Origin of the sequence: Methylibium petroleiphilum PM1 (assembly GCF_000015725.1) — a bacterium.
Lineage (GTDB): Bacteria > Pseudomonadota > Gammaproteobacteria > Burkholderiales > Burkholderiaceae_C > Methylibium > Methylibium petroleiphilum.
This window is the reverse complement of sequence record NC_008825.1, coordinates 1792626-1814912: the sequence shown is the minus strand read 5'-3', so window position 1 is coordinate 1814912 and position 22287 is coordinate 1792626. Positions and strand designations below refer to the sequence as shown.

At 68.3% G+C, this 22287-nt stretch carries 23 protein-coding genes; 17 read left to right on the top strand and 6 right to left on the bottom strand.

What is annotated here, in order from left to right; genetic code table 11:
- Nucleotides 1-10 precede the first annotated feature (10 nt).
- The 4 genes from MPE_RS08505 to MPE_RS08490 are packed head-to-tail and all read left to right on the top strand — an operon-like array spanning nt 11 to nt 3691.
- Nucleotides 11-433 carry a SirB2 family protein gene (locus MPE_RS08505; RefSeq protein ID WP_011829288.1) on the top strand — a complete coding sequence of 141 codons (423 nt, stop codon included), beginning with the start codon at nt 11-13 and terminating at the stop codon, nt 431-433.
- Entirely contained in the window at nt 430-1017 is a 588-nt protein-coding gene (locus tag MPE_RS08500) for a hemerythrin domain-containing protein (RefSeq protein ID WP_237706383.1), read from the top strand. The genes MPE_RS08505 and MPE_RS08500 overlap by 4 nt, the downstream gene beginning before the upstream one ends.
- A complete protein-coding gene (locus tag MPE_RS08495) occupies nt 1014-2945 on the top strand; it encodes a type IV pili methyl-accepting chemotaxis transducer N-terminal domain-containing protein (protein WP_011829286.1) in 1932 nt (643 codons plus the stop codon). Before MPE_RS08500 ends, MPE_RS08495 begins: the two co-directional genes overlap by 4 nt.
- Before the next feature lie 23 nt (nt 2946-2968).
- Nucleotides 2969-3691, top strand: a complete 723-nt coding sequence (locus MPE_RS08490; RefSeq protein WP_011829285.1) for a response regulator — start codon at nt 2969-2971, stop codon at nt 3689-3691.
- A 437-nt stretch (nt 3692-4128) separates the two neighbouring features.
- On the opposite strand, the gene MPE_RS08485 is transcribed toward MPE_RS08490, so the two are convergent.
- From MPE_RS08485 to MPE_RS08475, 4 genes are all read right to left on the bottom strand, one after another.
- Complete coding sequence (locus MPE_RS08485; protein WP_041929603.1) at nt 4129-4398, bottom strand: hypothetical protein; 270 nt, start codon at nt 4396-4398, stop codon at nt 4129-4131.
- A complete protein-coding gene (locus MPE_RS08480) occupies nt 4358-5056 on the bottom strand; it encodes a helix-turn-helix domain-containing protein (RefSeq protein ID WP_011829284.1) in 699 nt (232 codons plus the stop codon). Before MPE_RS08480 ends, MPE_RS08485 begins: the two co-directional genes overlap by 41 nt.
- A complete protein-coding gene (locus tag MPE_RS23930; RefSeq protein ID WP_148210917.1) occupies nt 5025-5477 on the bottom strand; it encodes a hypothetical protein in 453 nt (150 codons plus the stop codon). The genes MPE_RS08480 and MPE_RS23930 overlap by 32 nt, the downstream gene beginning before the upstream one ends.
- 197 nt (nt 5478-5674) lie before the next feature.
- Nucleotides 5675-6082, bottom strand: coding sequence for an ACT domain-containing protein (locus MPE_RS08475; RefSeq protein WP_011829282.1), 408 nt, complete (start codon nt 6080-6082; stop codon nt 5675-5677).
- Between the two features lie 255 nt (nt 6083-6337).
- On the opposite strand from MPE_RS08475, the gene MPE_RS08470 reads away from it, so the two are divergent.
- The 13 genes from MPE_RS08470 (at nt 6338) to MPE_RS08405 (ending at nt 21536) form a co-directional block, all read left to right on the top strand.
- Nucleotides 6338-6697, top strand: coding sequence for a fatty acid desaturase family protein (locus tag MPE_RS08470; protein ID WP_011829281.1), 360 nt, complete (start codon nt 6338-6340; stop codon nt 6695-6697).
- Complete coding sequence (locus tag MPE_RS08465; protein ID WP_011829280.1) at nt 6697-7344, top strand: VirB8 family type IV secretion system protein; 648 nt, start codon at nt 6697-6699, stop codon at nt 7342-7344. The genes MPE_RS08470 and MPE_RS08465 overlap by 1 nt, the downstream gene beginning before the upstream one ends.
- Entirely contained in the window at nt 7341-8261 is a 921-nt protein-coding gene (locus MPE_RS08460) for a TrbG/VirB9 family P-type conjugative transfer protein (RefSeq protein WP_011829279.1), read from the top strand. The genes MPE_RS08465 and MPE_RS08460 overlap by 4 nt, the downstream gene beginning before the upstream one ends.
- Nucleotides 8258-9712, top strand: coding sequence for a type IV secretion system protein VirB10 (gene virB10, locus MPE_RS08455; RefSeq protein WP_011829278.1), 1455 nt, complete (start codon nt 8258-8260; stop codon nt 9710-9712). Before MPE_RS08460 ends, virB10 begins: the two co-directional genes overlap by 4 nt.
- Nucleotides 9709-10794: a P-type DNA transfer ATPase VirB11 gene (gene virB11, locus MPE_RS08450; protein WP_011829277.1), complete on the top strand. Its 1086-nt coding sequence runs from the start codon at nt 9709-9711 to the stop codon at nt 10792-10794. The genes virB10 and virB11 overlap by 4 nt, the downstream gene beginning before the upstream one ends.
- Nucleotides 10791-12020 carry a type IV secretory system conjugative DNA transfer family protein gene (locus tag MPE_RS08445; RefSeq protein ID WP_011829276.1) on the top strand — a complete coding sequence of 410 codons (1230 nt, stop codon included), beginning with the start codon at nt 10791-10793 and terminating at the stop codon, nt 12018-12020. Before virB11 ends, MPE_RS08445 begins: the two co-directional genes overlap by 4 nt.
- A 16-nt stretch (nt 12021-12036) precedes the next feature.
- Nucleotides 12037-12690, top strand: coding sequence for an OmpA family protein (locus MPE_RS08440; RefSeq protein ID WP_011829275.1), 654 nt, complete (start codon nt 12037-12039; stop codon nt 12688-12690).
- Nucleotides 12691-12721: 31 nt separating this feature from the next.
- Nucleotides 12722-13864, top strand: coding sequence for an LPD7 domain-containing protein (locus tag MPE_RS08435; RefSeq protein ID WP_011829274.1), 1143 nt, complete (start codon nt 12722-12724; stop codon nt 13862-13864).
- 10 nt (nt 13865-13874) lie between these two features.
- Nucleotides 13875-15152 (top strand): DUF1173 domain-containing protein, encoded by a 1278-nt coding sequence (locus tag MPE_RS08430; protein ID WP_049820786.1) that lies wholly within the window; start codon nt 13875-13877, stop codon nt 15150-15152.
- Between the two features lie 358 nt (nt 15153-15510).
- Nucleotides 15511-16272: a Hachiman antiphage defense system protein HamA gene (locus tag MPE_RS08425; RefSeq protein WP_011829272.1), complete on the top strand. Its 762-nt coding sequence runs from the start codon at nt 15511-15513 to the stop codon at nt 16270-16272.
- Nucleotides 16272-19769 (top strand): DEAD/DEAH box helicase, encoded by a 3498-nt coding sequence (locus MPE_RS08420; protein ID WP_011829271.1) that lies wholly within the window; start codon nt 16272-16274, stop codon nt 19767-19769. Before MPE_RS08425 ends, MPE_RS08420 begins: the two co-directional genes overlap by 1 nt.
- Nucleotides 19770-20340: 571 nt before the next feature.
- A complete protein-coding gene (gene stbB / locus MPE_RS08410; protein WP_011829269.1) occupies nt 20341-21084 on the top strand; it encodes a StbB family protein in 744 nt (247 codons plus the stop codon).
- A complete protein-coding gene (locus MPE_RS08405) occupies nt 21081-21536 on the top strand; it encodes a hypothetical protein (protein ID WP_011829268.1) in 456 nt (151 codons plus the stop codon). The genes stbB and MPE_RS08405 overlap by 4 nt, the downstream gene beginning before the upstream one ends.
- A gap of 48 nt (nt 21537-21584) precedes the next feature.
- Here the strand turns inward: MPE_RS08405 and MPE_RS08400 are convergent, their stop codons facing one another.
- Entirely contained in the window at nt 21585-21896 is a 312-nt protein-coding gene (locus MPE_RS08400) for a type II toxin-antitoxin system RelE/ParE family toxin (protein WP_011829267.1), read from the bottom strand.
- A complete protein-coding gene (locus MPE_RS08395) occupies nt 21893-22177 on the bottom strand; it encodes a YlcI/YnfO family protein (protein ID WP_011829266.1) in 285 nt (94 codons plus the stop codon). Before MPE_RS08395 ends, MPE_RS08400 begins: the two co-directional genes overlap by 4 nt.
- Between the last annotated feature and the right edge of the window lie 110 nt (nt 22178-22287).

Sequence of the window (22287 nt, the reverse complement as noted above, 5' to 3'; positions counted from 1 at the left end):
CGCCTTCGTTATGGAGTGGCTGTCGCAGTACCCTGCCCTCAAGTCGGCGCACATGGCGCTGGCCGGCGCCAGCGTGGGGCTGTTCACCGCGCGGGGCCTGGGCGTGCAGTGGCGGGCCGCGTGGCCCCTGCGGGCCGGCGTTCGCCGCGCCAGCGTGCTGATCGACAGCCTGCTGCTGGCCGCTGGCGGCGCCCTGTGGGCCATGCTCGGCCTGAGCCTGGCCCACGCGCCCTGGCTGCTGGTGAAGCTGGCCCTCATCGTGGCCTACATCGTGCTCGGCTCGTTTGCGCTCAAGCGCGCCCGCACGCCGCGGGGCCGCGGCCTGGCCTTCGCGGGTGCGCTGGCCTGCGTGCTGGCCATCGTGGCCACCGCGCTCACGCACGACGTGCTCGGCCCCCTGGCGCCGCTGCGTGCGGCCGGGTGGGCACCGTGACGAGCACCGCCACGTCCGCCATGCCCACGCCGCTGCTGCACGCCAGCCCTGCCGTCGGCTTCGAGCAGCCCTTCGAGATGCTCGAGGCCTGCCACGAGCGCGTGAAGCGCAGCCTCGACCTGCTGCAGCGCCTCGGCGCCCACCTCGATGCGTACGGCGCCGACACACAGGCCGCCGCCGCGGCACGCGATGTGCTGCGCTACTTCGACATCGCCGGGCCGCTGCACCACGAGGACGAGGAGCGCCACGTCCTGCCGCGCCTGCGCGCCAGCGGCCATGGCGCGCTGGCCGAACGCCTGCAAGCTGACCACACGGCGCTCTCGGCCGCCTGGCAAGAATGGCGCACGGTGCTAGAAGGTGTATGCGCCGGGCGATGGGACATCCGCGCCGCAGGCCGCGTGCGCGCCGGCTGGCGCGAGTTCGAAACCCGCTACGAGGCCCACATCGCGATCGAGGAGGCGGTGGCCTTCCCCAGCGCCGCGCACGGCCTGCCCGCCGACACGCTGGCCGCCATGGGCCACGAGATGGCGAGCCGCCGGCGCAGCCCGCCGCAGCCCGCCACCACGCCGGGCACGCCCGCATGAACGCCGCCTTCCTGCGCGCGAGCCGTCGCCTGCAGCGCGCCTCGCTGGCGGCCAAGCTGGGGGCCCTGGGCTCGCTGATCATGGTCGTGGCCCTGGGCTCCATCGCCTTCACCGTGTGGGTCACCTGGCAGCTCGAGGGCGGCGCCGCCGCAGTCAACGAGGCCGGCCGCCTGCGCATGCAGACCTGGCGTTATGCCCAGGTGGCGTCCGCGCAGGACCTGCCGCAGCTGCCGGCCCTGGCCCAGCAGTACGACGCCACCCTGGCCCTGCTGGACGCCGGCGACCCGGCCCGCCCCCTCTTTGTGCCGCGAGACGAGGACACCCGCGCAGCCTTGCAGGCCGTGCGCAGCCGCTGGCAGGCGCTGCAGCGCGCCATCTCCGAGGGCGCCACGCCGCTGCAGGCGGGCCAGCTGGCGGGCGACCTGGTGATCGAGATCGACCACCTCGTCACCGGCATCGAGGCGCACCTTCAGCGCTGGACGTCGATCCTGAGCGCCCTGCAGTTCACCCTGCTGGCCCTGGCGCTGGCCGCCGGCGTGGCGCTGCTTTATGCCGCGCACCTGTTCATCTTCCAGCCGCTGGCCCGCCTGCAGCGCGGGCTGGAGGCGGTGGCGCGCGGCGACCTGGGCGCGCGTGTGGACGTCGAGACCCACGACGAGTTCGGCGAGGTGGCCGACGGTTTCAACCACATGGCCATGCGCCTCGAAGACCTGTACCGCGGGCTCGAGACCAAGGTCGCGGAAAAGACCGAACACCTGCGCACCGAGCGCGAGCGCCTGGCGGCCCTGTACGAGGCCAGCCGGCGGGTGGCCCAGGCCGCCAGCCTGGACGAGCTGGCGCAGGGCTTCGTGCGCCAGTTCCGCGAGGTGGCCCGGGCCGACGCCGCGCTGCTGCGCTGGCACGACGCCGAACAGGGGCGCATGCTGATGCTGGCCGCCGACCGCGTGCCTGCGGCCATGCTGGAACACGAACGCTGCCTCGCCCCTGGCGACTGCCACTGCGGCAACGGCGCCGCCCCGGGCGGCCCGCGCACCATCACCATCCACGCCCTGACGGACGGCGACACCGGCGACAGCGCCGGCACCTGCCGCCGCTTCGGCTTCCAGCGCGTGCTAACCTTGCCCGTGCTGCTGCAGGACCAGACCCTGGGCGAGGTCGACCTGCTGTGGCGCGACGCCACGCGCCCCGTGCTCGACGACGACCGCGCGCTGCTCGAGGGCCTGGCCGCCCAGCTGGCGGGCGGCATCGAGAGCGTGCGCGCGCAGGCCCTGCAGCGCGAGGCGGCTGTCTCCGAGGAGCGCGGCTTCATCGCCCGGGAACTGCACGACTCCATCGCCCAGGCGCTGGCCTTCATGAAGATCCAGCTGCAGATGCTGCGCGGCGCCCTGCGCCGCGGCGACCCGGCGGCCACCACGCGGGTGGTCGACGAGCTCGATGCCGGCGTGCGCGAGAGCCTGGCCGACGTGCGCGAGCTGCTGCTGCACTTCCGCACCCGCAGCGACGGCGCCGAGCTGGCGGCGGCCCTGCGCGCCACGCTGCAGAAGTTCCAGCACCAGACCGGCCTGCCCGCGCAGCTGGACGTGCGCGGCCCCGTGCTGCCACTGGCGCCCGACGTGCAGGTGCAGCTGCTGCACGTGGTGCAGGAGGCCCTGTCCAACGTCCGCAAGCATGCCCAGGCGCGGCAGGTGTGGGTGACGCTGGACCCGCGCCCCGAGCTCAGCGTGACCGTGCGCGATGACGGCCGCGGCTTCGACCTGGCGGCCCGCAACAGCGACGATGGCGACGACGGCCACGTGGGCCTGCGCATCATGCGCGAGCGCGCGGCCGGCATCGGGGCCGAGGTCGAGATCACCTCGACACGCGGCGAGGGCACCCAGGTGCGCATCGCGGTGCCCTCGCGCCCGGCCTCCGTGGCCCTGGCGGCCTAGCGCGCGATGGTCACGTCTCAGGCATGAACAGCGAGCGCCAGCTGCCCATCCGCGTGGTGGTCGTGGACGACCACACGCTGTTCCGCCGCGGGCTGGTGACGCTGCTTGCGGCTGACGGCCGCTTCGAGGTAGTGGCTGAGGCGGGTGACGCGGGCGAGGCCCAAGGTGTCGTCGAGCGTATGCGCCCCGATGTGCTGCTGCTGGACAACCACCTGCCCGGCGTATCGGGCGTCGATGCCCTGCCGGCCCTGCTGAGCGCGGCACCTGGCATGCGGGTGCTGATGCTCACCATGAGCGAGGACCACGCCGACATCGTGGCCGCACTGTCGCGCGGCGCCGCCGGCTATCTGCTCAAGACCGCCGAGATCGATGAACTCGGCGATGCCATCGTCTCGGCCATCAGCGGCAGCGCCAGCCTGAGCGCGCCCGTGGCCCTCAAGTTGGCCGCTGGGGCGATCGCCACAGCCCAGATGGCGGTATCCGCCACTGAGGTCCACGCGACGCCACCGTCGGCGCGTGACAGGGCGGTTCCGGCCGACCCACTGGCCCAGCTTTCGGCAAGGGAACGCGAGACCCTGGCTCTGGTGGCCGAAGGCTGCAGCAACAAGCTCATTGCCCGGCAGTTGGGCATTGCCGAGGCCACGGTGAAGATCCACGTGCAGAACCTGCTTCGCAAGCTGGGCTTGGAGTCGCGGGTCCATGCAGCAGCCTGGTATGCCAGACTTGGAACCAGCAAGCCTCAATGAGTGAGACGCTTCGGCGCACGGCAGCCCAAGAGCAGAGGGTACTTCTCGCGCGGGACTACGACACTCCGATGGCTTTGGAGATGAGCGGCCCCTGGTATTGAAGGGCGACGGTCCGCGGTCCGACATGTGCGGAGAAGGCCGCGAGATTCGCCGCTATGCAGCGGTTCCAGTCATTGGCGCTTCCGAGGCACGCGCGTCCGCTGAATGCCGGATTGCCGTCGCCCAGTCGGGGGCGACCCGCCGGCCCGGGCAACCGCCTTCAAGGCCACCGCCGACGTCGTCTGGCTGATTCGATGTCGCAACCTGATCGTCCACTGCTGGCTAGCGCCACGGGGAACAGAAGGTTCGAATCAGCTGCTGTCAAAGTACTGCGGTTGCCGCGAGGTCTAGCGCAAACGAATCGACGGCGCGAACTGGCTCCCACCACAGAAGACTACTCACGCAGTCACCGCGTCCTTGGGAGCCCAGTGCCTTGCGGTGCGGATGTCAAACCAGTCGCAGTACAGTTCCAGACGAATCTCGACATCTCCGCTCGGCACGAGGAATCGCTCCAGCGCTTTGGGGACAGGGAAGTAGAGCCCTCCGAACAATTCGTGCAGCGGCCGATCAAGCTGGATAGCCCCCTCGGCGCGAGGGACGCCGTCGATCACGGTGGAGACGACTTCATCAAGCCGGATCGGCTCGATTCGCCACGCCCAGTCGGACATTGAGCCGATGGAATCGGCAGTCGATCGTCTTGGCCTCGGCCTGCAATGCCGTGGCGATTCGCTTGGAGCCATGGCCCATCTGCTCGTGGCGCAACAGCTCGAGGTCGCGGTCCGTCAGGTGCGCGCGTTGGACAAGCTCTTCGCGACCGCGGCGCTGGAACCATTCGGCGAGGGTCAGCGCCAGCGCGCGGTACGCTGGCAAGACTGCGCGTGTGACGTCCAGTCGCGTCTCGTCGGTGCTCGCGAGGATCAGCAGGCCGAGCGCGTCCGACGATTGCGGAGATGGCGCGGGAACAAGCCAGGCGGCTCGAACGTCGGGCCCATCAGTCAATGTCGCACTGCCACCGGCAGAGGGTTCCGCCGGCCCGCGAGCGAGCACCGGTTCGCTGGAACGAGCGGCGTGCCCCAGCCAGTTGCCCGGGCCTTCGTGCAGCCGCCGCAGCATCGTTGCGCACCAGCGGTGATCCAGCGCCGAGAGCGACCGAAACCACAGATGCTCGTTGTGTCCCGGTACCACCCAGACGAACAGTGCAGCGTCGGCGCCTCCGACCCGCGACGCGAGTTCCAGGATGGAGATCGCGCTCGCCTCATCCGCCACGACGAGCGAGCCGGCAAGCTCGCACAGCTCAGCCGCGGCCGTGGGAGACTGGGCCGACATTTGTTGTCCCAGGGCTCGGTGCGGAAAGGCTGGCGTGCGCAAGCCGCCTGATCTCGTCATGCGCCACGGGGTGATCGAATCTTGTGGGCGAGGCCGCATGCCAGAGATCGAACTCGGCAAGCGAATGCAGCAGGAAGACTTCGTCGAGGACCGTCCCAGTTGCCAGCCAGGTGCGCTGCCTGACCTGGACGTTCGCATCGACGCGTTGCACAACGAGTTCACAGCGACCGCAAGTGCAGGTCCAGCGGGCTCGGACCTGTGCCTCGTCGCGGCTCAATGCGCGAGAGGGCGCGATCTGATCTTCCGCGGCCTGCGTGCGGAAGTCAGCCCGCTTCTTGGGCTTCGCGCGGCGTCGCCGCCCGCTTGCGGGTGGCAAGCCGTCCGCAGAAAGTTCCTGGCCCGATGACGAAGGCGTGGTCATGGCTGCACTCCGATGTCATCCGACACGTCGCGACGCGGGTGCCCGAAGGCCGGGGGCGTGCGAGAGGGTGCCGGGAGGTCAGCCTAGGAATTGCGGGCAGGGCGTGTCAACGCTTCGTGCGCGATGTGCGCAAATTTGAGGCAGCGTCAGCTCTGCTAAACGACGATCGCGCAGACCGTCGCTTGCGCGGGCAGTCCTCAGCCGGCGCGTGTCTCGGCGGCCAGGTGCTGAAGGATCTCCAGCGTCTCCGCGGCACGAGCCTCGGGGACGAAGAGGTGGTCGTGGTGGAAGGCCGCGACGGCATTGCAGGAGATGCCGGCATGCGCGAGCCGGCCGGTGATGCAGGCGAGGAAGCCGACCGCATCAAGCGACGAGTGCACTGCGAGGGTGATGAGGCGGCAGGGGAAGGTGTAGGGCACCCCGGCCGCCTCAGCCTGCGACTTTCCGACGATGGCTGTCAGTCCTTCGGCCTCGCGGAAGGTGCAGATGGGTTCGAGCCGTTCGGGGAGGTGGAAGTCACTGAACGTGCAGTAGACGAAGACCCCGTCGGCGATGCTCGGCGTCATCTGTCGGCACAGCTCGTGCAGCTCACGAACAGCGGTCATCCCCATCCCTCCAGTCTGCCTGGATCCGTCCCGCGGAAGATTATGGGCATCCCGGATCGTGTCGGGCACCCTGATCCGCGCGGTCTGTCGGGCGATGAACCGGCACGCCGTTTAGCGTGGCTGACGCGAAGCGAAAGTTGCTAAACCGCGATCGATAGTCGCGCCGGCTTGGTACCTTTTGGGCGCGGCTGGGACGATCGTGTCGAGTGCGGGCCGGGATCGCGGGCCCGACGGCCGCGTGCAAGGAGGTCCGCCATGGCCACCCGCTCGCAAGTGCTGTCCGACATCGCACTGCTCCGGCAGTCGCTGCGTCGCGCCGGCAATCCGCACCTGCCACTGCTGAAGCTGCGAGGCTGGCGCCCCGCAGGGGACGTGAGCTTTGACATTGCGGCGATTGCCGCGGCACTCGTCTTGGCGCTCGAAGTCCCCTGGGCCGTGCCGATCGCGCTGCTGGTTCTCGGCAACCGCCAGCGGGCTCTCGGCAACATCCTGCACGACGCGGCGCACCGCAACCTCACCCGCAACCGGCTGGTGAACGATCTGGTGACGCGGGCACTGATTCCGATAGTGCGACAGGCTGAGGAACAGCAGAGGGGCAAGTCGACCGCGCGCTGATGCTCGAACGCTCGGAGCGCCGGGCCTGGTGGGTCGCCATTGCCGGCCTGGTGCTGGGCCTGATCGGCATCGCCGCGGTGTTCGTCCAGGGCCCGCTGCGCCGCGTGGTGGAGATCCCCATCGTGGTCGACCGGGTCACTGGCGAGGCCACGGTCCAGCAGCGACTCTCCGTCGAGACCATCCCCCCGATGGAGGCGCTGGACAAGCACAACCTCGCCACCTTCGTGCGGGCACGCGAGGGCTACAGCTGGATGTTCCTTCAGCGCGACTTCGACCAGGTTGCGCGCATGGCGGTGCCGGCGGTCTTCGCCGACTACAACCGTCAGTTCGAGGGCGACGGCGCGCTGCAGAAGCGGATCGGTGCCGCCGAGGACTGGCGCATCAATGTCGTCGGCGTACGCCTAGCTGCGTCCGGCCGCCCCGGCAACCAGGGCGAGGCCACGGTCACCTACGACAAGGTAGTGCGCCTGACGGACCGCAACCTGCCCGAGGTCACCACGCGCCACGTGGCCAGCGTCGTCTACCAGTACCAGCCCAAGGTCCTGGCCAAGGAGCGCGACCGGCTCGAGAACCCGTTCGGCTTCGTCGTAACTGCCTACCGGTCCGATCCCGAGATCAACACCGCGGCACCGGGGGCCAAGCCATGAAGTCACTGGCCCGGCTGGTCTCCCTTGCCTGCGTCGCGGCCTGCGGCTCCACGTCGGTCGCTGCAGAGTCTATGGATCCGCGTCTGCGCGAAGTGGTCTACGACCCGCGCGCCGTCGTCACCGTCCCGGTCAAGCGCGGCGTCGTGACGCTGGTCGTGCTCGATGCCGACGAGGCGATCACCGAGGTCGCCGCCGGCCTGGGTGGCGACTGCACGAAGGTCGATGCCGCGTGGTGCATCGCTGCCCAGCCCGGGGGCCGGAACCTGTTCGTCAAGGCCAAGAGCTCGGCCAGCGCCGCGAACACCCTGGCCGTGGTCACCGACCGCCGAACGCACAGCTTCCGCTTCGTCGTGCTGGCCGACGGCGACCCGAAGCCGCCGGTCTACCGGCTCGTCGTCAAGGCCCCCGCACGGGTGGCACCCCCGGCGCGCCTCGCGCTGCACGACACGACACCACTGATGGCGTTGCCTCTCGTGCCGCCACCCCCTGCACCGCACCAGGTCGTCGCAGAGCGCCTGCAGGCCAAGGCGCAGGTGATGAACACCCAGTACTCGATCGCCGAGGGCGCCGGGTCTGAGGACATCGTGCCGACGCTGGTCTATGACGACGGGCGGTTCACCTACCTCCGCTTTCCCGGCAACCGCGAGGTGCCGGCAGTCTTCCATGTCCTGGGCGACGGCAGCGAGACGCTGGTCAACGCCCGCATGGAGGACGACCTGCTGGTGGTCGATCGCGTCAGCCGGCGGCTGATGCTGCGGGCCGGCTCGGCCGTCGTCGGCCTGTGGAACGAAGCCTTCGATCTGGACGGCAGGCCGCCGGGTGACGGCACCACGGTGCCCGGCGTGCAGCGCGTCCTGAAGGCCGACGTCAGTGGAAGCAACGCGCCTTCCGAAGCGCGCAAGGGAGCGACACCATGACGCACGACCCGAGCGATCCGCGGGACCGCGATCCAGACCTGGGCGCCGAGATCGAGCCCGACGGCAGTGGCATCTCGCCCCTGCCCGGCGAGCCCGGCATTCCCGATGTCGCTGCCCGGCAGCGCGTTTCGATGTCGAAGAAGGGCCTGCTGGCCGTGGCGCTGCTCGTCGGCTCCCTGGTCGCGGTGGCGGCAGTCACCATCCAGCGCTTCTCGGCCAGCGGCAAGAAGGCCGACGAGGCGGAGTCGAAGCTGGTGCGCGACAAGCCGACCGCAGCCACGGCAGAGCCGCGCAGGCTCGAGATGCCGCCCGCTCCAACAGCCAGCGCAGCGGTGGCCACTGCACCGCGCATCCCGGCCCTGACGCCCACCGCTGACGAGCTGGCCGAACCCATCGGCGTGCGGCGCACCGGATCGGCGGCACCCGCACCGGGTGGCCCGAAGGTGGTCCCGCCGGAGGATGCCCCCGTCTTGCTGGTCACCACCCGGCCGGGGGCACTCCCTCCGCAAGGGTCGTCCAACCGAAGGATGGATGCTGGTGCACCGCCTGACGAGGGCCCGACGGCGGCCGAGCCCGCCGACGCGAACGATCCGCTCGCCGCAACCTCCCGCAACCTGCAGGGCTATCAGCGCCAGCTCCAGGGCCTGCTCGACAACCTCACCAAGACCGCGGCGCTGGCCACGGGCCAGGCCACCGGGCAGCTGCCGTCGGGGTCCCTCCTCGGTGGGCCCCCGATGGCGGGCACCGCACCCATCGGTGCGCCACCCGCAGGGGGTGGCCTGTTCGGGGGCCAGCTTCAGGGGTCCTCCACCCCGAAGGTGGCCGCTTCGATGCTTGGCAACCGCAGCCTGACGCTGCCCAAGGGCACAGCCTTCACCTGCGCGCTGAAGACCAAGGTGATCAGCGCCACCTCGGGCCTCGTCGGCTGCCAAGTCCAGCGCAATGTCTTCAGCGACGACGGCCGCGTGCTGCTGATCGAGCGTGGCTCGCACCTTGACGGTGAGTACCGCATCGCCTCGGTCCGGCCGGGCACGGTCCGCATCCCCGTGCTCTGGACCCGCATCCGCACGCCGCTGGGCGTGACGGTGGACATCGACTCGCCCGGCACCGGACAGCTCGGCGAATCCGGCATCGACGGCTACGTCGACAACCGCTGGGGCGAGCGCATCGGCGCGGCCATGCTGCTGTCGCTGATCGACGACTCGGTGAAGCTGGTCATCCAGAACCAGGCCAGCGACAGGCAGGCCGACACCATCGTGCTGCCGTCCACCACGGCCAACACCAGCAAGCTCGCCGAGAAGGTGCTGGACAGCACGATCAACATCCCGCCGCTGATCTACCAGAACCAGGGCGGCATCGTCGGCATCTACGTCGCCCGCGACGTGGACTTCTCGTCGGTGTATGAACTGCGGCCGACGGCCAGCGCGCCGCCTCGCGAGGGCACGCAATGAACCAGCACGCCTGCGAGCGCGAGGATCTCGGCGAAGGCTGGTGCGGTGATGCCACGTCGGTCGTCGAGTTCCTGCGCCCTCTGCGCGACCAACTCGATGCGCCCGGCGTGCTGGAAGTCTGCGTCAACCGGCCCGGCGAACTGCTGGTCGAGACGGTGCGTGGCTGGCAGACCGTACCGGCGCCCGAGATGACGCAGGAGCGCTGCCTGTCGCTCGCCACCGCCGTCGCCACCTTCTGCGACCAGCAGGTCAACCAGGAACGGCCACTGCTGTCGGCCACGCTGCCCAGCGGCGAGCGCATCCAGTTCGTCATCCCACCGGCCGTGCCGCGGGGTACGGTATCGATCACGGTGCGCAAGCCGTCGCACCTGATCAAGCGGCTGGACGATTTCGAGCGCGAGGGCCTGTTCGAGCGCACGGCCACCGTGACGCGCACCCCGAACGCGGACCTGCTGCCCTTCGAGCGCGAACTGGTCGAGCTGAAGGACGCCGGCCGCTATGCCGAGTTCCTGCGGCTGGCCGTCCGCAAGCACCAGACCATCGTCGTCAGCGGCAAGACCGGCTCGGGCAAGACCACCTTCATGAAGGGCCTGGTCGAGGAAGTGCCGAAGCACGAGCGGCTGATCACGATCCAGGACACGGCCGAGCTGACCCTGCCGAACCACCCGAACGTGGTGCACTTGTTCTACAGCAAGGATGCCCAGGGCACGGCCCGCGTGACTGCGAAGTCGCTGCTCGAAGCCTGCCTTCGTATGAAGCCCGACCGCATCTTCCTGGCCGAAGTGCGGGGCGACGAGTGCTTCTACTTCGTGCGTCTCGCGGCCTCGGGCCACCCGGGCAGCATCACTAGCGTGCATGCAGGCAGCTGTGCGCTGGCCTTCGAGCAGATGTCGCTGATGATCCGCGAGACCGGCGCTGGCGGTGGCCTGCGCATGGACGAGATCAAGTGGCTGCTCAGCGTCGTCGTCGACGTGATCGTGCAGTTCGATCGCGACGAGCACGGGCGCTTCATCTCCGAGATCCTCTACGAGCCCCGGCGCCAGCGGCTCGGGCGCTGGGATCAGCAGTCGGCGGCAGCATGAGCAGCGTTGCAGCCCTTCCGTTCTCGGCCTGGCCCACGGGCCGCAAGGTCGCGGCCGGCGCCTTCGCCGTCATGGGCTACATCGCACTGGCCTGCGCGGCGGTCTACCTGGCCGGTGTGCTGTTCTTGGTTCTGAACAAGGCGAACCCCAAGCAGGCGCAGTTCGCCAGCATCGTTCACTACTGGGGCCTCTACGCCGACGATGCCCAGCTCCGCAAGAAGCTGCAACTCGCGATCGGCGTGTCGGGGATCGGCCTGTTGATCCTGCTGCCAGCCGGTCTGGTCGCCGCCGCACGTCCGCGGCGGGCCCTGCATGGCGATGCCCGCTTCGCCAGCCCCGCCGAGGTTGATCGCGCGGGCCTCACGGGCGGCGACGGGCAGCCGGGCATCCTCATCGGCCGCCACCGGGGCAAGTTCCTGTCGCTTCCTGGCCAGCTCTCAGTGATGCTGTCGGCGCCGACCCGCAGCGGCAAGGGCGTGGGCGTCGTGATCCCGAACCTGCTCAACTGGCCCGACTCCGTCGTCGTGCTTGACATCAAGGGCGAGAACTACGACATCACGGCCGGCTACCGCGCCGCACACGGGCAGGCGGTCTACGCCTTCTCGCCGTTTGACGAGGACGCGCGCAGCCAGCGTGACGCCGACGAGTACAGCGCCATGCTCGGCCACTTCACCGAGCGCGCCACCTCGCGCGGGCACAGCCGATCCTTCAGCGGCCACGGGCACAGCACCGTCAGCCGCAACGAGAGCGAGCAGCGCCGCGCGCTGCTGCTGCCGCAGGAGTTCAAGGAGCTGGGCAGCGAGCGCCTGGTGGTGATATTCGAGAACTGCAAGCCGATCCTCGGCGAGAAGATCCGCTACTACCGCGACAAGGCCTTCACCTCGCGCCTGCGGCCGGCACCGGCGGTGCCGCGCATGAACATGGACCTGCACCTGGCCCGCGTGCAGGAGCGCTGGCGCTACGTGGACGACGAGCTGGGCCCGGGCGATGGCTTGGACTACGAGCAACTGGCCTACGACATGAGCCGGCTGCCCGCACTCGCCGATGGCGAGCCCGGCCAGGTCGCCGAAGGCATCCTCGACTTCATGGTCGGCCCTCGGCCGGGCGGAGCCTCGAACGGCGGCGCGATCGAAGCCGTCGCCGACGAAGACGACGTCCTGCTCAGCGAAGACAGCACCGTGGTCATCGCCGATCCGTCCGTCATCGAACGCGCCGACATCACCTAGACCCGGGAGCAACGCCATGCGAACCCGCATCGCCCTCACACCCTTCGTGCCCTGGCTCTTCGCGCTGGCCTCGTGCAGTTCCCCGCCGAAGCCGCCGACGGTTGACAAGTCGCAGAAGCGACCGGTGAACTCCCAGATGGCCGTCGAGCTGCAGGTCTGCAAGAACGACCTGCAGAACACCCGCCTGCTGGCCACGGAGTCCAGCCGCGTTGCCGAAACCACCGCCGCCACGCTGGCGAACCTGGCGGCGCGCCAGCAGCTGCTGGCCGCCATGCAGGCGCCGGCCGCCCAGCAGGTCAAGGCCAACAGCGTCTTCACCGTGCGGTTCGACTTCGGCAGCGCGCGCGTCGCCATCCCGCCCGACGTCACGGCCGCACTGGTCGAGGACGCGAAGAACTCTCCGCTGGTCCTGCTGCGCGGGCGCACCGATGGCACCACCGACGCACCGACCGAGAGCCGGATCGCCCGGGAGCGGGCGGCAGCGGTGCGCGACTACCTGGTGGCCGCGGGCGTGGACCCGGCCCGCATCCGCGCCACCTACCAGCCTGCCGGCGACCACGTGGCCGACAACGCCAGCGCCGGAGGCCGCGGCCTGAACCGCCGCGTCGAGATCGAGCTGTACCGCGCGCTGCCGGTCGCGCTGAGCGCGACAGCCGTCGCCCAGCCCTGAGCCATCTCCAACCCAACATCGCGAGGTCGCCATGGATGCAGACAACACCCCCGTCCGACAGGCCGCGCCCGTCCAGGGCGGCACCGTCGAGCCCGCCAACCGTGCGCCAGTGGCCATAGCGAAGTTCCAGACGCCGGAGCCGGAGCCCGGCGAACGCTTCGAGCTGCGAGACCCGTTCGCCGAGGTGACCTACCGCGCGAATACGTTCCCGGAGATGGTCGCCAAGGCGGACCAGCTCGGCAGCACGCGCTTCGTCGCCGTGGCCGAGGACGGCAAGCGCACCCCGATCCAGAAGGTCGACGGCGCGTGGCAACGCGGTGAGCAGCGTCCAGCGCCGCCCGAGCGACCGCTGGACCCGGGTCCGGTGCGAGACGACGTGCCCGAGGCCGCGAGCGCCGCCCCGGCTTCCCGCGCCAGCAAGGCCACGGCGCAGCCGGAGCAAGTCGATGCCAAGGCCGTCGCGAAGATCGACGCCCAGGCCGAACGTGCTGCGCTCGTCGCGCGCCTCGAATCAGCACTGATGGAACGCTACATCATCAAGCGCGCACCGGTGACGATGGGCGACGTGACCATCGGCCGCACCGAGTACCGTTTCCGCGGCGACACCTCGCGCGTCGCCTTCACCGAGTCGACCTTCCGCCTGGCCACCGACACCAACAGCCCCTCGGTTGCACGCTCGATGGTCGACGTGGCCGAGGCACGCAACTGGAAGGCGCTGCGCGTCTCGGGCAACGATGACTTCAAGCGCATGGTCTGGCTCGAGGCCTCCGTGCGCGGCGTAAAGACCCTGGGCTACGAGCCGAACCCCGGTGACCTGGAAGTGCTCAAGCGCGAGCGCGAGGCGCGCCAGGTCAATCGCATCGAGCCGGCCCGGGATGCGAGCAGCGGTGCGGCGGCGGCGCCAGCCGAGAAGGCATCCGCCCGCGGCGGCGGCGGCCGCAAAGCCGTGCTCGCCGCCATCGAGGCGGTGCTTGTCGCCAAGAAGGTGCCCGAGAAGCAGCGTGCAGCCGTGATGGCCGCCGCCACCGAGAAGCTAGCCCAGCGCATCCGCGACGGCCAAGTGCCCAAGGTGAAGGTCTACGACAAGGCGGCACCGTCGCACCGCCCGGTAGTCGTCCCCACGCCCGAGATGCAGCGCTCGCGCGACCGCGCCGCGCCAGCACCCGTGCGGTGAGGCCAGGCCCGTGGAGACTTCGGCCCAGGGCATCACGGCAGCCGCTGCAGTCTATGAGATCGCCGGCCGTCGCTTCGAGGTCGCGGCGCGAAGGTTCGCAGATGCCGTCGCGGAAGCGCATACGGCCCACCAGCGCCCCCGCTGCATGTGCATGGTCGAAGGCATCGAGATGTATGTGGCGCGCCTGGGCGATGGCTATATCGTCAAGCGCATGCCGGACACGGGAAGCCACCACGCGCCCGACTGCCCGTCCTACGAACCGCCGGCCGAGTTCTCCGGCCTGGGGCAGGTACTGGGCAGCGCGATCACCGAGGACCCGGCCACCGGCGAGACGACGCTCAACCTGGACTTCCCGCTGACCAAGATGCCCGGCCGGTCGACGATCCCTCCCACTGGCGGAGAGGGCGATAGCGTTTCCTCCACCGGGACCAAGCTCTCACTGCGCGGCCTGCTGCACTACCTGTGGGACCAGGCCGAGCTGACGCGCTGGCATCCCGGCTTCGTTGGCAAGCGAACCTGGGCGACAGTGCGAAGGCACCTGCTCCACGCAGCCGAGCACAAGCTCGCCCGCGGCGACGCCCTGCGCGCCCGGCTCTACGTGCCGGAACCGTTCTTTATTGAAGAGCGCGACGCGAACAATGCCCGCCGCCTGGCGCAGTGGCAAAGCGCCGTGCCTGCGCCCGGAAAGGAACAGCAGCTGATGCTGCTGATCTGCGAGGTCAAGGAGATCGTGCCAGCACGCTACGGCTTCAAGGCGATCGTGAAGCACCTGCCCGACCAGGCCTTCGCAATCGACGAGCAGCTGTACAGGCGGCTCGGCCGGCGCTTCGAGTCCGAACTGGCGCTGTGGGGTGCCAGCGACGACATCCGCATGGTGATGATCGCCACCTTTGGCGTGAGCAGCGCCGGCGTTCCGGCGATCCACGAGCTGTCCCTGATGCCAGTGACGCGGCAATGGCTGCCGGTCGAAGATGGGTTCGAGAAGCAGCTCCTGGACAAGCTCGTCGGTGAGAGCCGCGCCTTCGTGAAGGGCCTGCACTACAACCTCGGAAAGAAGGACAGGATCGCGAGCGCCGCGCTCACCGACTGCGAAGGGTCGGCGCCGATGCTGTTCATCGTTCCCGCCGGCTTCGACGAAGCTGTGCCTGTCTACGAGACTGGCCAACCGAGCTGGATATGGTGTCGGTCCAGCGAGTCGATGCCTTCTTTCCCGCCACCTCGCACCAATTCGCACAGGGCGGCGCCCACGCACGCAGAACGAGCAACCTGGCCAGCTCACGCAGGATGACCGCAGACGCGCTACTTGTACAGAAGTAGTGCGACTTGCTAGCCCGCCTGGATGCCGTCGGTGCCGCCGGAGCTGCTGCACCTTGCCGCGAAGCAACCCGAACAGAAAGGACTTTCGACCTGCAGTCCATCGAGTGCGTGTCACATGAGCGAGCTTCATCTCGATGAGGCCGGGATTCGCCCCGGTGCGACCCCGCAAGAGAGGCACATCTACCGCTGCCGCGCCCTCAAACCAACCCGGCGCTCGGAGTTCGGCGACTCTCGACGTCCTGGGTATCGGACAATTGGGCCAGAAGTCCCACGACTGGTGAAGTTGATTTCGCACCCTCAAAGAAGGGTGGAACGACGGCAGAGGGAGCATGTTGGACCTATCGAAGTGGTGTATAGAGAACGAGGAATCCGTACCGAAGCACAAGCTGCTCCGCCTGGCCGTTGACGCCACCAAGCAGGCGCAGGCAGTTGAAGCGGTTGCCAAGGCCGTACCGAGCTACTACGTAGACCCGAAGCGAATCGCGGGTCTGCTGAGGAAGTTGGGGAAGCCGGCAGCCGCGGCGCACGTCGAGCAGAAGCTTCCAACTCAGGCGTCCATTCGCTCCGGTGACCTCGGCGAGATTCTTTGCAACGCCTATGTGCACGCAGCCACGCCATTCAGCCTTGGCATCAAACGTTTGCGCTGGAAGGACCATCGCAACATGTCGATGCGCGGCGAAGATGTCCTGGCGTTCAAGCTGGACCCCAAGGGTGGCCCGCTGAAGATTTTGAAGGCTGAGGTGAAGAGCCGGGCCGGGATGCGTACGGAGGTGATCGACGAGGCCAGAACGGCGCTTTCGGCCAACAACGGACTGCCGTCACCACATGCGCTTGCCTTCGTTGCCGATCGGGCGAATGAGGCTGGCGACACCGCGCTGGGCGATGCTCTGGACAAGGCACAGCTCAAGGAAGGCATTCGCCCATCTCAGATCTCACACATGCTCTTTACCTTCTCAGGTAACGACCCCTTGAAGTTCCTAAAGGTGAACTTGCAGGCGTATGCGGGTCCTGTGCCGCAGCATTACGTCGGCCTTCGCGTCGAAGGGCACCAGGAATTCATCAAGGCGGTCTTCGTGGCGGTGGGCAAGTAATGGCTGCGACGCTCGACGAACTCCGGATAAACATCGAAGCAGCCGTGGTGCCCGGCTACCGTGCGCGCCTGCTCGCCCGCGGCCAGGCGCGCGGCATGATCTGGCGCGAAGGCGTTCTGCCAGAGGAATCTCCGAACTTCGGCGCGGAGTTGTCGGACGAGCTGCTGTCCTACGGTTACTCGCTCCTGCTGCACGGGCTTCGCTACACCGACCTGGGTGGCGATGCCGCAACGGCGCGCAAGGCCTTTGAGATTGCCGCCGAGGCACTCGAAGCTGTCGTCGCACGCGGACCGGCCGGCGCTGAACGAGGCTTTCATCGGCTCGTCGCTGCCGCCGCCTACCACTTGGGCCGCTTCTCGGCTCGGGCCTACTCGCTCCTCTACAAAGGACTCGGCGAGGCGAACCTGTCGACGATGGAGACAGGGCTGGCGAAACTCATGCTCCGCGACTTGGACGGCCTTGCCCGAGATCTCGCCGATTGGTTCGCTGCGGACCGAGGCAGCGACGATGCACTTGTTGCTGGCCTAAGCCAACGCGACGCCAAGGTGACCAGCGCCGGTGCTGACGATGAAGAGACTTCGGACGACCGAGTTGACGCCGTGCTCATTGCAGTTGAAGACAACTTCATGGCTGCGCTCGCGGTTGCAATGCTCGGGCTGGAGCGCGGCGATGAGACCTTGCTGCAGTCGGCACGCGAACGAATACAACGCGGCCTCGACGTCGCCGCAGACCTCGACCTCGTCGCCGCTTGGTGGTGCCACCGCCTGGCGATCCACCTCCTGGGCGGCCTATGGGAGACAAGCTTCCATCAGGTGCTACCGCTCGGTGGACCGCCCGGGGCCGACGTCGGCGACTGGGTGCGACTGCGAAAGATCTTCATCGCTTCGCTCTACCGCAGAGGCCGGTCCGAGATCGAGCTGTGGCCATCCCAATTGCAGGCAGCACGTCGAGTCCTCGATGCCGAGGTGAACCTCGTGCTGTCGCTCCCGACGAGCGCAGGCAAAACGCGCATCGCGGAGCTGTGCATCCTGGCCAGCCTGGCGCGAGGCCGGCGCGTCGTCTTCGTCACGCCGTTGCGCGCGCTGTCAGCGCAGACTGAGGTCGGGCTGCGGCGCACCTTCGCGCCAGTAGGCAAGTCTGTCTCGAGCCTGTACGGCAGCATCGGCGCCAGTGGCGCCGACATCGACGCGCTGCGTTCGACAGACATCGTTGTCGCCACGCCCGAAAAGCTCGACTTCGCGCTGCGTAGTGATCCGACGTTGCTGGATGACGTCGGCCTTATCGTGCTCGACGAAGGTCACATGATCGGCCTGGGCGAACGTGAGGTCCGCTACGAGGCCCAGATCCAGCGCCTGCTGCGTCGGCCCGATGCTGCACAGCGGCGCATCGTGTGCCTGTCTGCGATTCTTCCCGATGGGGACCAGTTGGAGGACTTCGCGGGCTGGCTGACACGTGATCGCCCCGACGGGCTGATCAAGGACGATTGGCGTCCGACCCGGCTGCGCTTCGGCGAGGTGGATTGGAAGGGTCAGCACGCACAGCTCAACGTCAACGTCGGCGACGAGAAGCCTTTCATCCCGAGATTCGTGGTCGCGAAGAAGCCAACGCGTGGCCGCGCCAGGAAGCTGTTCCCGGCCGATCAGGCGCAGCTGTGCATCGCGACGGCCTGGCGCCTGGTGGAAGAGGGCCAGACCGTCCTTGTCTTCTGCCCGATGCGCCGCTCGGTGCTGCCGTTGGCAGCGACCATTATCGAGATGCACAAGCGCGGCCACATCGACTCGGTACTGGAGCAAGCGCCGTCCGCGCTGACGAGGGCGCTAGCTGTCGGTACCGAGTGGTTCGGACCCGATCATGACATCCTCGCCTGCCTGAAGCTCGGGGTTGCCGTGCACCACGGCGCCCTACCCACGCCGTACCGCAAGGAGGTCGAGCGCTTGCTGCGCGAGGGGGTGCTGCGCGTGACGGTCTCCTCGCCGACGCTGGCCCAGGGACTCAACCTTGCCGCGACCTCCCTGGTCTTCCGCGGCGTCAGACGCGGCCGCGACCTCCTCGACGTAGCGGAGTTCCGCAATGTCGTCGGCCGGGCTGGGCGCGCCTACATCGACGTCGAAGGCCTCGTGGTGTATCCGATGTTCGACAACCATCGGCAGCGGCGCAACGACTGGCAGGACTTGGTTGCGAACCACAGCGGCCGGGAGATGGAGAGCGGCCTGTTGCGTCTGATCTTTACGTTACTCAGTCGGATGGCCAACAAGCTGGGCACCCGCGACGTCGGAGCCCTTCTCGAGTACGTCGCCGGGCAGGCTGCCTGGGAATTCCCGGTGCTCCCGTCCGAGACGACCGAGGAAGCAACCGAAGCGCGGCACCGGTGGGACCAGCATCTGGCAAGCCTGGACACCGCGATCTTCAGCCTGCTGGGCGACACCATCGTGCTTGATGCCGAAGTCGAAACCAAGCTGGATGAGATCCTCGTAGCCTCTCTGTTCCAGCGGCGCCTCGCCCGCCACAAAGAGGGGATACGCCAAGCGCTGCCAAAGGGACTGCACGCTCGCGCGCGATACGTCTGGCGCAACAGTACGCCCACGCAACGGCGGGGATACTTTCTAGCGGGTGTGGGGCTGGCCGCGGGCAAGGCCCTCGACAAGCACGCGCCAGAACTCGAGCAACTGCTGCTGACGGCGAACGTCAGCATCGACCTCGGCCAGCACAATGAGGCGGTCGAGGCCATCGTGGCGTTTGCCGAGATCGCCTTCGACATCGCGCCGTTCAAGCCGGACAAGCTGATCGACGGGTGGGAATCTTTGCTCAGGCGATGGCTTCTCGGTCAGCCCGTGGCCGACGCATTGTCCGAGGACAGCGACGACGAGATTCAGTTCATCGAGCAGGCGTTCGTCTACAACCTTCCCTGGGCTATGGAGGCGGTACGGGTCCGTGCTGAGGCACACGAGGACCTTTTTTCGGACGAGATCAAGCTGTCGGATTACCCGCGGGCGCACGCGGTCGCAGCACTGGAGACCGGCACGCTGTCGATCGCCGCCGCGACGCTGATCCAGGCGGGTTTCGGTTCGCGCCTCGGGGCAATTCGCGCCGTCGCGGAGACGGGCGCGACCTTTGACTCGATGAGCGGTCTCATGGGCTGGCTCGCATCAGACGAGGTAGGGGCCTTGTCCGCGGCGCCGAACTGGCCAACGCCGGAATCGAACCCACTGTGGGTTGACTTCAACGGACCGGGCGGCGCGCAGGCGACCCAGCCTTGGGCTGCTACCGAGTACACGAGCGGGATCACGTGGCGCGGTGCACCAATGCCGCCCGGGACGGCTCTGCGGCTGGGCGGCGGCCCCGGGAAGGAGCGCAGCGTCTTCACGGCTGACTTCCGGGAAGTCGGAGCGATCGGCTGGACGCCAAGTGCGCAGGGCCTGATCGTCGCCGAAGCTACGGGCGACACCGGCAAGTTCACGTTGGAGCACATCGGCCCTGGCAAGGTGAACCGCGACTGACCGGTGCCGGCCTGGCCTGGTCGGCGCTACATGAACAAGCGATACGGGTAGCTGCGCCCGGGCAGACTCGGCACATTCGAGATCGTGCGCGATAGGCTCCGAAGCGCACCAGGTGTGAACAGCGACCGAACACGCACCGCACAGCCATGAACAGCGAGCGGCAACGAGGCGCACCGGGTCCGAACGAGAACTGCGAGATGAAGCTCTTGCCGAAAGAGCCTCCTGGACGCGTCACGCGCAAGGCGCGCAGGTTCGAGGCGGAGATCGCCCAGCTTCGCGCACAGGGGTACAGCCTGGACGCCATACGCCGAGCTCTGGCCGGCGCCGGTGTGCAAGTAAGCATCAGCACCGTCAGGCGAGAAGCGATTCGGCACGCCGCTCCCGTCGCGACAGGGGCTTCCGTGCGAGGAATTCAGCGGGAGTCACGGCCATTGACAGCGGCCCATGCGCTGCCTCCTGCAGAAGCGACCGGCTCGGCTGGCCTGGCCGAGGAGGCCAGCGGGAAGGACCAGGCCGAGGCCTTCCTTCGCAGTCAGATCACCAACCCCCTCCTCCGTGCAAAGGAAGACCCATGAAGATCGCAGTCATCAACTTTTCGGGCAACGTCGGCAAGACCACCGTCTCCCGGCACCTGCTGTTGCCTCGCATCCAAGGTGCCGAACTCATCAGCGTGGAGAGCGTGAACGCGGATGAGGGCAAGACGACGGCTCTGCGCGGTGGGCAGTTCGCCGAGTTGCAGGAGTACCTGCAGACGGTGAACAGCGCCATCGTCGACATTGGCGCCAGCAACGTCGATCAGCTGCTGTTCCTGATGCAGAGCTACCGCGGCAGCCACGAGGACTTTGACTGCTTTGTCGTACCGACGGTGCCGCCCCTGAAGCAGCAGCAGGACACCATCGCGACGTTGATCGATCTGTCGCGCCTGGGCGTCCCGCCGTCGCGACTGAAGATCCTGTTCAACATGACAGAGCCTGGCCGGCCCGTCGAGCAGACCTTCTACCTGTTGCTGGCCTACCTCGCCCAGCACCCGATCGCCGTTCCCAACACGGCATGCAGCCTGGGCGCGAATGAGATCTACGGTCGGATCCGGGGGATCAAGTCGGACCTTGGAACCCTGGCGCGCGACACCACGGACTACAAGTCGCTGATTGCCAAGGCCAAGGACGCCACCGAGAAGCTGGCCCTGGCCCAGAAACTCGCCACCCGCCGACTGGCGTCCGGCGTCGTGCTGGAGCTCGATGCCTGCTTCGGCGCACTGGACCTCCACGCGCTTTCGGCAGGTGCCTCGCCAACCGAGACGAGCGCGGAAGCGTGAACGACCTCACCACCGCGCGCGAGGCGCTCGTGGCCGAAGCGCTTGGGGAGATCGCCCAGGTGGCGGAAAGGCTGGAGACCGTCGTTCCAGCCGTGGACGCGAGCCGGGAAGCGCTCATGCAGGCCAGCGCGACCCTCTCGGATCAACTGACGTCATTCGAGGCACGGATGACGGCCATTACCGAAAACGCCAAGGGCGTGGCGATCCGGCACATTGCGCAGCGCACCGACGAGCTGGCGCGAAGCGCGGGTGAGGCGCAGGTGCGAGCAATGCAGAGTGCCGCGACAACCTTGTTCCGAGACGAGTTGCAGCCTTTCCTGCAGCGCCTCGCCGGGTCATGTCAGGAACAGCGGCGCCTCGCGCGCTTTGACAGTTGGCTGACTCACGCCGCCGCGGCGCTCCTGGCATCGGCGCTGAGTTGGGCGATAGCGGCCTGGATGTGGGCGCGTTGAAGCATTGCTGGAGTTCAGCGCGCGCAGATGCAGGCGCGCGCGCCGCGCTCAGTGATAGTCGTCCTCGAGCTGGTGACGCACGGCCAGGACCGTCACCGTCGCAGCATCCTCGATCTCGAAGAGCGCCACGTAGCCGCTGCTTCCAAAGGGGATGAGCAGTTCGCGCAGGAAAGGGTCGTCGTCGGCCTTGCGGTAGATGAACGGCGAGCGCTTCAGGCTCTCGACCGCGTCGGTGACCGCACCCAGCGCCCGCTCGGCGAGATCGAGGTCCTCGACCGTCGTAGCGCGATCGAGCAGGTACTCGTAGAGCCGCGTCAGGTCATCCCGGGCCGACGCGCTGTACCGGACGGCAAAGCTCACGCACGGGCCTTCTTCTGCAGTCTCGTTCGGGCCTGGGCCAGCTTCTTGGCCAGCTCGGCGTGAACCACGTCGGCGTCGATGTACACACCCGTGCGCTTGGCCTCCTCGCGCGAGGCCAGGCCACGCGCGATGAACTCGGCACGGACGCGGCGTCGCTGGATCGTCTCCCGCACCGATGCCTCGATGAAGCCCGACAGCGTCTCGCCTTCCTGGAGCACGCTCTCGGCGGCTTCGCGCAGTTCGGGCTCGACGCGCAGCGACGGCAGGGTGGCGGATTTCATGGCGGGCAGGCAGTGCGTTGCAGTTGCGATGCATTCTACTCGGACTGTCCGTCCATCGCCAGGTGCGGGCAGCAGCGTCGACGCAGCGCAGGCTGCAGGCTGCCTGGCGT